This window comes from Achromobacter sp. UBA5777 (genome assembly GCF_002418565.1).
GTDB classification, from domain to species: Bacteria; Pseudomonadota; Gammaproteobacteria; order Burkholderiales; family Burkholderiaceae_B; genus Achromobacter; species Achromobacter animicus.
Map to the genome: position 1 here is coordinate 47,566 of NZ_DIEJ01000240.1, position 10,873 is coordinate 58,438.

Here is a 10,873-nt window from a genome sequence, read left to right on the forward strand (position 1 = left end):
TCAGCCTCCGGCCTGGTTGAACACCGCGCCGTAACGGCGCTCGATGATGCGGTTGGCGGACAGCAGCACCACCACGGTCGCCACCAGTAGCACCACCGCCAGCGCCGCACCCAACGGCCAATTCAGCGTGTTCAGGAATTCGTCGTACGCGGCGGTGGCCACATTCTTTAAGCGGCGGCCGCCGATGATGGCGGGCGTGGCAAAGGAACTGGCCGCCATCGCGAACACCATGATCGCGCCGGACAGGATGCCCGGCATCACCTGGGGCACGATCACGCGCCGGATCACGGTGAACTGGCTGGCGCCCAGCGACAGCGCGGCGGCCTCAGTCGCCGGATTGATCCGCTGCAAGGATGCCCACACCGAGATCACCATGAAGGGCACCAGCACGTGCGTCAGCGCAATGCCCACGCCCAGGTTGCTGTACATCAAATCGATGGGCGTTGAGGTCAGCCCGATGCCCATCAGCGCCTTGTTGATCAGACCCGTCGAGCCGAACAGCAGCGCCCAACCCAACGTGCGGACCACGACGGATATCAGCAGCGGCCCCAGCACCACCATGAGGAAGAGACCCTTCCACGGATTGGCCATGCGAGACAGCACGTAGGCTTCGGCCGTGCCCAGCACCAGGCACGCGACCGTCACGGCGGCGGCGACGCCAAACGTGCGCGCGTAGATCTCGTAGTAGTAGCCGTCCGAGAAGATCTCGATGTAGTTCTTCCAGGTAAAGGTGGCCTGCATGCCGCCATAGAACTGGAAGTCGAAGAAGCTGATCAGGAACACCAGCGCCATCGGCACGACGAGGAACGTGGCGTACACCACCAGCGCCGGTGCGCTCAGCACCCACGGATTGGTGCGCGCGGTCATGACGCTTTACCTTGCGGCGCAGCGGCCGGATCGACGGTGCACATGTCCTGCGCGCGCCAGCGCAGATGCACGGGTTCGCCTTCGGCGGGCACCGGCACCCCGTCGTTCTGACGGATCACCATGACTTCGCCGACCGACGTTTCCACCTGGCACAGCCAGTGATTACCCTGGAACACGCGCGTCTTCATGCGGCCGGGCAACGCACAGGCCGCGGGTTCGGAAAACAGGATCTTTTCGGGGCGCACGATCACGGCGCCTTGCGGCACAGGCGCGCCTTCCAGACCGATATGCGCCTCGCCGATGCGGGCGCGCATCTCGCCTTCGTACTGCTCGGCCTGCGGGGTGAAGACGTTGGCCTTGCCCAGAAAGCCGCCGACGAAATGGCTGGCGGGGCCTTCGTATGCGGCGAACGGTTCGGCCACCTGTTCGACGCGGCCCTGGTTCATCACGACGATGCGATCCGACAGCGCCAGCGCCTCGGACTGATCGTGCGTGACGAGAATGGTGGTGGTGCCGACGGTGCGCTGGATGCTGCGCAGTTCAAGCTGCATTTCTTCGCGCAGCTTGGCGTCCAGGTTGGAGAGCGGTTCGTCCAGCAGCAGCACGCTGGGACGGATGACCAGCGCGCGTGCCAGCGCGACGCGCTGCTGCTGGCCGCCCGACATCTGCGCCGGATGCCGGTCGGCCAGATGCGACAGGCCCACGAGCTTGAGCGCGTCGGCCACGCGGGTCAGCCGCTCGTCTTTCTTGACGCGTTGCATCTCCAGCCCGAACGACACGTTCTCGGCCGCGGTCATGTGCGGAAAGAGCGCGTAGTTCTGGAACACCATGCCCAGCCCGCGCTTGTTGGCAGGCACCTTGCTGACGTCCTTGCCGTTCAGCACGATGCTTCCGCCCGACGGCTCGACAAAGCCCGCGATCATCTGCAGCGTGGTGGTCTTGCCGCAGCCGGAAGGCCCCAGCAGCGAGATGAACTCGCCTTGCTTCACGGACAGACTCAGGTTTTCAACGGCAGTGGTGTCGCCGTAGCGCTTGCTCAGGCGGTCCAGCACGAGATAGGTCATGAATGCTCCCGGTGGGCGGCGCCAGCGCCGCCCGTATGCACACGCAGTCAGCGCTCGATTTCCCGCGTCCAGCGCTTGTTCCAGTCGTCCCGGTTCTGGTTGACGGTGTCCCAGTCGATCACGATGAGATCCGCGGCGCGCTTGCCGATGGGCAGCGGCACGCGGGGATCGTCGGCCACCTTGGCTTTCTTGTTGACCGGGCCATAACCGTAGGCGGAGGCGAGCTTTTCCTGGACCTCGGGCGACACCAGGTATTCGACAAAGGCCTGCGCCTTGGGATTGGCGTTGGACTTGGCAATCGGGCACACGGACGACAGGAGCGCATACGCGCCTTCCTGCGGATAGACGAAGCCCACCGGGAAGCCCGTGTCGGCAAAGGCCTTGACGCGGCCGCTGCCCCACACCGCGATGGTGGCCTGGCCGCTGGAGAAGAGTTCAGTCATCTTGCCGGGCGAGGGCTCATAGACCAGCACGTTGGGGCCGACCTCGTTCTTGAACGTGGTGAAACCGGGGTCGATCTTCTTTTCGCCGCCGCCGCCTTCGCGCGCATATTCCACCAGCGTGTGCAGGCCGTAGGTGTTGTTGAGCGGCGGAATGACGAGCTGCTTCTTGTACTTGGGATCCTTCAGGTCCTTCCACGACGTGGGCGGCGCCCATTTCTTCTCGTCGAAGACCTTTTTGTTGTACATGATGCCGGTGGCCACGATGCCGATGGCAACCGCCCTGTCGTCCTTGTAGCGCGCCGTGGTGTAGATGTCGTCGGCGGGAAGGTTCTTGATGGGTTCGCAGAAGCCCAGCGCGATGGCCTGGTACATGGGGCCGTCGTCGATGATGGCGACGTCGATCTGCTGGTTGCTCTTTTGCGCCTGCAGGCGCGCCACGGTGTTGGTGGAGTTGCCGGCAACGTAGTCCAGTTCGACACCGTGCTGCTTGGCGAAGGGCGGGAAGATGTCCTTGCGCATGATGTCTTCGAACGAACCGCCGTAGCCGGCGACCACCAGTTTCTGCTGCGCCTGTGCGTTTGCGCCCAGCCCGGCTGCTACCGCCGCTGCCGCGAGCACTGCAAGTACCTTGCTCATGAGAACCCCCGAATATTGGAAGAGAACTGCAAGAACCGACTGATTTGTTGCCCGGCGACTTCATGTCCGCCGTACAATTTGTCCGTACATGAATGTCCGGACAAATAATGGATCCGGCAAGACTGCCTTGTCAATCGGTTATTGTCCGGACAAACCCTATAAAACCAATCAAGGAGGCTTCCCTCATGACCCGATCTTCCGAGCGCGCTGCCAGTTCCGGCGGGGAGCGGGAAGCGCGCGGCCGGCCTGGCGCGGCGCTTCCGGCCGACGGGGCGGGCGGACCGCGCTACAAGAGCATCTATCAATCGCTGTCGCAGGACATCAGCTCGGGGCGCTACCCCGTGATGACGCTGCTGCCGACGGAACACGAGCTGTGCGAACAGTTCGGCGCCAGCCGTCACACGATCCGCGAAGCCATCCGCATGCTGACCGTTGCCGGCGTGGTGTCGCGCCGTCCGGGCGTGGGCACACGCGTGGAAACGGCGCGCGCCACCACGCGCTTCACGCAGCGCATCTCGCAGTTCCCCGACCTGCTGCAGTACGCCCGCAACGCGGCGCTGCTGGTGCAGGACGTGCGCACCGTCAAGCTCACCAAACGTCTCGCGGAAACACTGGGCTGCGAGCCCGGCCAGCAGTGGCTGCACATCAACTCCATCAAGACATTGGACGATCCCGACGTCGCCGCCGCCTGCACGCTCATTTACGCGGACCCGGCGCATTCCGACGTGCGGGTAGACGTGAAGTCGCGGATTTCGCTGCTGCGCCTGATCGAGGACCACTTCGGCGATCGCATCACCGAGGTCAACCAGGAGTTCTCCGCCACGCCCATCGGCGCGGTGATCGCAAAGCAGCTCCAGGTCGACACCGGCACGCCGGGCTTCGTCATCACGCGCCGCTACTACGGTGATGGCGGCGTGCTGCTGCTTGCCACCATCACCACGTTCCCGCACGACAAGATGAAGTACTCGATGACGCTCAACGTCAGTTGATGCGCAGCGCGGCTCACGCGGACAAGCCATAGTCCGCGCGTGCTGCCTCGGCGCTGATCTTGCCGTCGGCCAGATCCTGCGCCACACGCGCCCGCGGCCGCGCCGAGGGCGTCCCATAGCCGCCGCCGCCAGGCGTTTCGATGCGCACGCTTTCACCGGGTTCGAGCGCGATGTTCGCAGTCTTGGAAAACAGCTCCTCTTGTTGCGGCGTGCCGAAGTTGCGGATCAGCCGTGCACGGCGCCCGTCGCATCCGCCGTCCACGCCCGCCGCCACGCCCACGGTGTGGCTGTCGGAACGGGCCGAGAACACGATGCCCGGTCCCACGGCGCGGATCTGCTTGGCGATGGCCATGCCGCCACGCGTGCGGCCCGCACCGCCGGAATCCTGGATCATTGCGTACTCGTCCATCAGCAGCGGGTACTCGTTCTCCAGCGCTTCCACGGGCAGATTCGACGTGTTGGTCATGTGCACGTGCACCGCGTCCATGCCGTCCGCATCGAAGCGCGCGCCCGCGCCGCCGCCCAGCGTTTCCAGATACACGAAATGGCCCGCGCGCTCGCGCCAGCGGCCCGAGAACACGATGGCGGGGCAGCAGTCGTTGCTGGACGCCATGGTCTTCTCGGGCGGCAGCAGGCCGCGGAACGCGCCGAAAATCGCGCCGGCCACCTTCTGCGCGGTGATGGACCGCGCGCCCACCGCGGCCGGGTGTTCGGGATTGGTGATGGTGCCCACGGGCGCCGACAACGTGATGGGGTCGAACAACCCCGCGTTGGGCGCCAGGTCCGGATCCAGCAGCGCCTTCACCGCGTAGTACACGCAGGCGCGCAAGGCGTTGAACGGCAGGTTCATGGCGCCGCGCGCCTGTTTGCCGGACCCTTCGAAGTCGAAATGCAGATTGTCGGCGCTAACGGTCAGCGTCACCTGGATGGGCACCGGGTCGCCACCCATGCCGTCGTCGTCCAGATCGCTGCGGAACGTATAGCTGCCAGCGCGCAATTCCGCGATGCGGTTCAGGAGCCGCTTGCGCGTATAGGCGATCACGTCGTCCACCGAACGCAGCACCGCCTCCAGTCCCATCTGGCGGATCAGGCCCTGCACCGCCGCCGCGCCGCGGCGGTTGGTGGCCATCTGCACGCGCAGGTCGAGCACGCGCTCTTCCGGGTCGCGGGTATTGGCGCAGATGAGCCGCAGCAGGTCTTCATCGGTCTCACCCGCGCGGGCGATGCGGCAGGCGGGGATGCGGATGCCTTCCTCGAAGATAGACTTCAAGCCGCCGGCGATCGAACCGGGCACCGCGCCGCCCACGTCGGAATGGTGCGCGATGTTGGCCGCGAAGAAGCGCAACACGCCGTCCCAGAACACCGGCGTGATGATGTTGATGTCGGGCAGGTGGCTGCCGTCGGCCAGGTACGGGTCATTGCAGATATACACGTCGCCATCGCGGATCTGGTCACCCGGGAACGTGCGCAGGATGGCGCGCATGGCGCCGTCCAGCGACCCCAGGTGCAGCGGAATCTGCGTGCCTTGCGCGACGAGCCGGCCGGCGGCGTCGAACAGCGCCACGGAGCAGTCCTTGCGCTCTTTGATGTTGGTCGAGAACGACGCACGCACCAACGTGTTGTTCATGTCCTCGGTGATGGACAGCAGGCGGTTGCAGAAGACCTCCATGCCGATGGGATCAGCCAGCGTGGGCGTGGCGTCCGGGGCGCGGGTTTGAACGGAATCAGGCTTGTTCATGCGAGCCTCCTTGCAGGCGGATGATCAGGTTGCCGTATTCGTCGACGCTGGCCTCATGGCCCACGCCGACCACCGTGGTCGAGCTCATTTCCTCGAGCAGCGCAGGCCCCGTGAAGCGCGCCCCGGTCGGCACGCGGTCACGGTCATAGACGGGCGTGTCACGCCAGCCATGCGCCGGGCCGAAGTACGCCTTGCGCTGGCCCCGGGCGGCGTCCTGCAACGTGCCACCCACGTGTCTTGGCGCAAGCGGCGCTTTCACCACCTGTCCCACGGCCTGCATGCGGCAGTTGATGATCTGCACCTTGCGGTCGTCGACGGTGTAGCCGTACTCCCGTTCATGCGCCTGGGCGAAGCGGCGCGCGAATTCCGCGTAGCCGCCCGCGCCGGTGTCGTCCAGGCTGACCTGCACTTCAAAGTTCTGGCCCTCGTAGCGCGCATCGATGGCGCTGTGGCACACGCGCAGCGACGGATCGACGCGTTCGGATGTCAGCCAGTCCTGGGCCTGGGTGCGCAGGCCGTCGAAGATCGCGGAGATCGCGGGCCAGCTGTCCGCATCGGCCAGCGAGATTTCGCTTTGCACGAAGTCGAAAGAGATATCCGTGAGCAGGATGCCGCGCGCGCACATCGTGCCCGGCTCCTGCGGCACGATGACGACGGGAATGCCGCATTCCTCGGCCACTTCCACCGCATGCAGCGGGCCGGCGCCGCCGTACGCATACAACGCGAAGCGCGAGAGGTCGTAGCCGCGTTCGGTGGACACCGCACGGATCGCGCGGCTCATGTTGGCCGCTGCGATGCGCAGGATGCCCTCGGCGGCCGCCTCCATGTCCAGCCCCAGCGGTTCGGCGACACGGCTGCGGATGACGTCGCGCGCGGCGTCCGCATACACCGGCATGCGGCCGTTCAGCAGGGCCACGGGATTGAGCCGCTGCAGCGCAATCTCGGCGTCCGTGATGGTCGGTTCCTGGCCGCCGCGGCCGTAGCCCACGGGGCCGGGCACCGCGCCCGCGCTGTGCGGCCCAACCTTCAGCGCACCGGCGTCGTCCAGCCAGGCGATGCTGCCGCCGCCCGCACCGATGACGTGGATATCTACCATGGGCGTCTTGACCGGGTACCCGGCGACGTGGCGGTGCGACGTGAAGAGCGGACGGCCGTCGCATACCAGCGAGACGTCCGTGCTGGTGCCGCCCACATCGAACGTGACGAGGTTCAGGCTGCCGATGGCGCGTCCCACGGCGGCTGCGCCGACGACGCCCGCCGCCGGCCCCGACAGGCAGGTGCGCACCGGATATTGGCGCACGGTGGCGATCGACATCAGGCCGCCGTTGGAGTGGATGGTGTGCGGCTCATGGCCGATGTCCAGTTCCCGCACGCGGTTCAGGAAGCGTTCCAGATAGCGCGCCATCTTAGGCCCGACCGCGGCGTTGAGCACGGTGGTGGACAGGCGCTCGTACTCGCGGAACTCGGGCAGCACGTCCGACGATTGACTGATGTAGGCGTCGGGCATTTCTTCCAGCACGATCTGCGCCGCGCGCCGCTCATGCGCGGGGTTGCGGTAGGCGTGCAGGAAGCAGATCGTCACGGCCTCGATGCCGGCCTTGGCAAATCGGCGCGCGGCATCGCGCACCTGCGCTTCATCCAGCGCCGTCAGCACGTCGCCCGCGGCGTTCACCCGCTCGTCGACCTCGGCGCGGAACTCACGCGGCACGGCCACGGGCGGCTTGCCGACGCTGTAGTCGTACAAATGCGGACGGGTCTGGCGGCCGATCTCCAGCACATCGCGAAAGCCGCGCGTGGTGATGAGCCCGACGCGCGCGCCCTTGCGTTCGATGATGAGGTTGGTGGCCACCGTGGTGCCGTGGCCCACGTGCGAGACCTGCGATGGCGCGACACCGTGATCCGCGAGCATCTGGCCGATGCCCGTGGCGATGGCCTCGGAGGGATCGTGCGGCGTGGAAGGCACTTTATGAAAGTGCACCACGCCGGCGTCCTCGTCGATCATCGTGAAATCGGTAAACGTGCCTCCGACGTCTATCCCTATGCGATACATATCGATTGTTCCAATAAAGAAGGTCAGTCCAGACGAATGCCGGCCTTCTTCACGACCTGGCACCACTTGTTGATTTCGTCCTTGATCATTGCGCCGAACGCGGGTCCGGCGACGTCCGACACCTGCGCGCCCTGTTGCTCCAGATAGGTCTTCACAGCGGGCGCGTGCAGGGTCTGCACAAGGCCGTCGGTGAGCTTGGTGCGCAGCGGTTCAGGCATGTTGGCGGGCGCCAGCATGCCGAACCACACCATGGCCTCGTAGCCGGGATAGCCGGACTCGGCGACGGTGGGCACGTCGGGCAACATGGGCGAGCGCTGCGGCGATGTGACGGCCAGGGCCTTGATCTTGCCGTCTTTGATGTAGGGGTACGAGGTCATGACGACGTCCATCATCATGTTGACCTGCCCGCCGACCAGATCGATGAGCGCGGGACCGGAGCCGCGGTAGGGCACATGCACCATCGATACGCCGGCGGTGGTCTTGAAGAGTTCGGCGGCCAGGTGGTTGGAGGTGCCTTGGCCGTTCGACGCGAAGGAGTACTTTTCGGGCTCTTTCTTCAGGAGGGCAACGAACTCCTGAAGGTTGGCGGCGGGAACCGATTGGTTGACCGACATGACGTTGGGGATGGTGGCGACGACCGTCAGGGGGGTGAAATCTTTGACGGCGTCGTAGGGCAGCTTGGAATAGACGCAGGGCGCGCTGCCGTGCGTGCTGACCGACCCCATGAGGATGGTGTAGCCGTCGGCGGGCTGGCGCGCGACGAATTCGGTGCCGACAGTGCCGCCTGCGCCGGGGCGGTTTTCAACGATGACGTTGGCGTTCAGGCGCTGGCCAAGGCCTTCGGCGATCTTGCGCGCGACCAGATCGGTGGAGCCGCCGGCCGCGAACGGCACGACGATGCGGATGACCTTGTCCGGCCAGGCGGCGCCGGCGGACCCGGCGGCCGCAAAGAGCGCGGCACCGGCGGCAATGCGACAGCAACTGCGTAGTAGCCCTGTTTTCATGGCTTGGTTTCCCCTTGTTGATAGAACTTCGTGATGGCCGGATCATGCGTGTCCAACCTTGGTTCGCTGCAACAACGAGGTCATGCTAGGCCTCGCGCGGAAATGACAGCAGTCCTACAGGTTTATATTTGTATAGATGCCATTTATGGACGCGCGGCGATGAAGAACCCGGACCTGAATCTGCTCGTGCATTTCGATGCGCTGATGGCATGCCGCAATGTGTCGCGCGCGGCCGAGGCGATGAACATCAGCCAGCCGGCGATGAGCGCGGCGATGAATCGTCTTCGCCAGTTGTTCGGCGATCCGCTGCTGGTGCGCGAGGGCGGGGCGTGGCAGCCAACGTTGCGGGCGCTGGAGCTGCACCAGAATTTCAAGCCGCTGCTGGAGAGCTGGCATCGGGCGACGCGCACACGCGAGGCATTCGATCCGGCGCATTCGTCGCGCACGCTATCGCTGTATGCCACCGACTATGTTCAGTACACGTTGCTGCCCAAGCTGATTCCACGGCTGGCGGTGGACGCGCCGCATTTCCAGTTGCAGATCGTGCCGGCGCGGCCGCTGCATGGGCTGAGCATGCTGGATACGAATCATGTGGAGCTGATCGCGGGGTATTTCCCTGACCCTGCGCCGGATTTGCGTACGCGTTTTCTGTATCAGGAGCCGGCGGTTTGCATCGTGCGCGAGGGGCATCCTTGTTTGCGCAAACGGTGGAATCTGGATGCTTATTTGAGCTATGGACATCTGGATCTGGCGGCGCACACGCGGTATTTCAGTACGGCGATTGATCGCATCCTGATGGGACAGAACCGGAGCCGCAAGATCGTGGCTACGTTGTCCAGTTATCTGGTTTGTCCGTTCATCGTGGAAGGGTCGGATTTGATTGCGACGATGCCGGGGAGCATTGCGAAGGCGATGGCGGGGAGCGCGCGGATCGTGTCGCAGAAGGTGCCGTTGACGCTGCCGCCAATTGCGGTGTCGTTGTACTGGCACGAGCGCTATCAGGACGATCCGGCGCACGCCTGGCTGCGGCAATATCTGGCAGGCGTGCTCGGGTAGCGGGATGCGCTGTCTGCTATTGAAGCGGCAGGCAGATACGGGTTTGCAAATGCGCGGGCGGGGTGGTGCGCGGGTCGTTCAGGTATTGCTCGAACATGGGGAAATCCGCGGGGGCCATGCCGCTGGATGGCAGCCATTCGGCAAAGAGCCAGTCGTAGGGCTTGCGCATTTCGTTGTAGGGGCCGGTGTACGTGAGGATGGCGCAGCGGCCGGCGGGAATTTCGAAGCGTTCGAGTTCCTGGCCGATGTCGGCATCGGGCGCGACGGGCATGCCGGCAAGCGATCGCAACTGGCTTTCGGGGACCTGTTCGGGGTCATCGAAATAGATGCCGTAGCCGATGGTGTCCGGCGTGGCGATGCCGCGGCCGATGGCGAGCATGAAGGCCCTTGAGAAGACGGGGCCGATGTCCTGGTAGCTGCCGCGGTGGGACAGGACGGCCAGGGTGGTTCCAGGGAAGTTCTCGATGACGACGGGGTACATGGTCAGCTCCTTGGGGGTGGAAGACTGGGAGCGGGCGGCGCGATACCGGCCCGGCGGGGTGCCGAAGAGGGCGCCGAAGGCGCGGTTGAAGGCGGCGTCGGATTCGTAGCCGGCGCGTTGGGCGATGTCTCTCAATGGGGTTTCGGTGCCGGCCAGGGCGGCGGCCGCGCGGTGCATGCGGATGCGCTGGACGGTGGCGTTAACCGTTTCTCCCATCATGGCGCGGTAGACGCGGTGGAAGTGGTAGGCGGATAGGCAGGCCAGGTCGGCCAGGTGGTGCAGGTCTGGCGGGGCGTCTGGGTTGGCGGCTAGCCAGCGTAGGACGGGGTCCAGGCGTTGGGCGTGGAGGGATCGCGTTGCGGGTTTCAATGGGTTGCTCCTTGGTAGGGGCAATTTAGCTTTTGGGGGTTTGCAGATTTTGCGGTTTTTTTTGGTGGTGCAGGGCAGTTGTGTTGCTGACGGGGGGAGCGTTCTTTAGACGCACGGCGCGGCGGCGGCCTCGGGGCGCGGGGCTACGATTGCGGTCCGGAGCCTTCGCTCCGGAC

Annotated in this window: 9 protein-coding genes; 2 read left to right on the forward strand and 7 right to left on the reverse strand. The window is 65.4% G+C overall.

Annotated elements, in window-relative coordinates; translation table 11 throughout:
• Genes B3446_RS20250 through B3446_RS20260 form a run of 3 tightly spaced genes read right to left on the reverse strand, consistent with a single transcriptional unit; the run spans position 1 to position 3,010 of the window.
• Positions 1–867 (reverse strand): ABC transporter permease, encoded by an 867-nt coding sequence (locus B3446_RS20250; RefSeq protein ID WP_191578370.1) that lies wholly within the window; start codon positions 865–867, stop codon positions 1–3.
• Positions 864–1,931, reverse strand: a complete 1,068-nt coding sequence (locus B3446_RS20255) for an ABC transporter ATP-binding protein (protein ID WP_291384465.1) — start codon at positions 1,929–1,931, stop codon at positions 864–866. The genes B3446_RS20250 and B3446_RS20255 overlap by 4 nt, the downstream gene beginning before the upstream one ends.
• A gap of 47 nt (positions 1,932–1,978) precedes the next feature.
• On the reverse strand, positions 1,979–3,010 hold the full coding sequence (locus B3446_RS20260; protein ID WP_291384467.1) for an ABC transporter substrate-binding protein: 1,032 nt from the start codon (positions 3,008–3,010) through the stop codon (positions 1,979–1,981).
• 185 nt (positions 3,011–3,195) lie between these two features.
• On the opposite strand from B3446_RS20260, the gene B3446_RS20265 reads away from it, so the two are divergent.
• Positions 3,196–3,999: a GntR family transcriptional regulator gene (locus tag B3446_RS20265; protein WP_291384469.1), complete on the forward strand. Its 804-nt coding sequence runs from the start codon at positions 3,196–3,198 to the stop codon at positions 3,997–3,999.
• Positions 4,000–4,012: 13 nt separating this feature from the next.
• Here B3446_RS20265 and B3446_RS20270 read toward each other — a convergent pair whose 3' ends face one another.
• The 3 genes from B3446_RS20270 to B3446_RS20280 are packed head-to-tail and all read right to left on the reverse strand — an operon-like array spanning position 4,013 to position 8,791.
• Positions 4,013–5,737 (reverse strand): hydantoinase B/oxoprolinase family protein, encoded by a 1,725-nt coding sequence (locus B3446_RS20270; protein ID WP_291384471.1) that lies wholly within the window; start codon positions 5,735–5,737, stop codon positions 4,013–4,015.
• Complete coding sequence (locus B3446_RS20275) at positions 5,724–7,787, reverse strand: hydantoinase/oxoprolinase family protein (RefSeq protein ID WP_291384472.1); 2,064 nt, start codon at positions 7,785–7,787, stop codon at positions 5,724–5,726. The genes B3446_RS20270 and B3446_RS20275 overlap by 14 nt, the downstream gene beginning before the upstream one ends.
• A 23-nt stretch (positions 7,788–7,810) precedes the next feature.
• The gene (locus B3446_RS20280) at positions 7,811–8,791 is read right to left on the reverse strand and encodes a Bug family tripartite tricarboxylate transporter substrate binding protein (RefSeq protein WP_291384474.1); all 981 of its coding nucleotides are present in this window, start codon (positions 8,789–8,791) and stop codon (positions 7,811–7,813) included.
• Between the two features lie 48 nt (positions 8,792–8,839).
• Between B3446_RS20280 and B3446_RS20285 the strand changes: the two genes are divergently transcribed.
• Entirely contained in the window at positions 8,840–9,847 is a 1,008-nt protein-coding gene (locus B3446_RS20285) for a LysR family transcriptional regulator (protein WP_291384476.1), read from the forward strand.
• A 16-nt stretch (positions 9,848–9,863) separates the two neighbouring features.
• On the opposite strand, the gene B3446_RS20290 is transcribed toward B3446_RS20285, so the two are convergent.
• Positions 9,864–10,697, reverse strand: a complete 834-nt coding sequence (locus B3446_RS20290) for an AraC family transcriptional regulator (protein ID WP_291384478.1) — start codon at positions 10,695–10,697, stop codon at positions 9,864–9,866.
• Between the last annotated feature and the right edge of the window lie 176 nt (positions 10,698–10,873).

Coding starts and splice junctions, on each gene's coding strand:
- B3446_RS20260 (WP_291384467.1), bottom strand. CDS start 3,010: ATGAGCAAGGTACTTGCAGTGCTCGCGGCAGCGGCGGTAGCAGCCGGG.
- B3446_RS20275 (WP_291384472.1), bottom strand. CDS start 7,787: ATGTATCGCATAGGGATAGACGTCGGAGGCACGTTTACCGATTTCACG.
- B3446_RS20265 (WP_291384469.1), top strand. CDS start 3,196: ATGACCCGATCTTCCGAGCGCGCTGCCAGTTCCGGCGGGGAGCGGGAA.
- B3446_RS20250 (WP_191578370.1), bottom strand. CDS start 867: ATGACCGCGCGCACCAATCCGTGGGTGCTGAGCGCACCGGCGCTGGTG.
- B3446_RS20280 (WP_291384474.1), bottom strand. CDS start 8,791: ATGAAAACAGGGCTACTACGCAGTTGCTGTCGCATTGCCGCCGGTGCC.
- B3446_RS20270 (WP_291384471.1), bottom strand. CDS start 5,737: ATGAACAAGCCTGATTCCGTTCAAACCCGCGCCCCGGACGCCACGCCC.
- B3446_RS20255 (WP_291384465.1), bottom strand. CDS start 1,931: ATGACCTATCTCGTGCTGGACCGCCTGAGCAAGCGCTACGGCGACACC.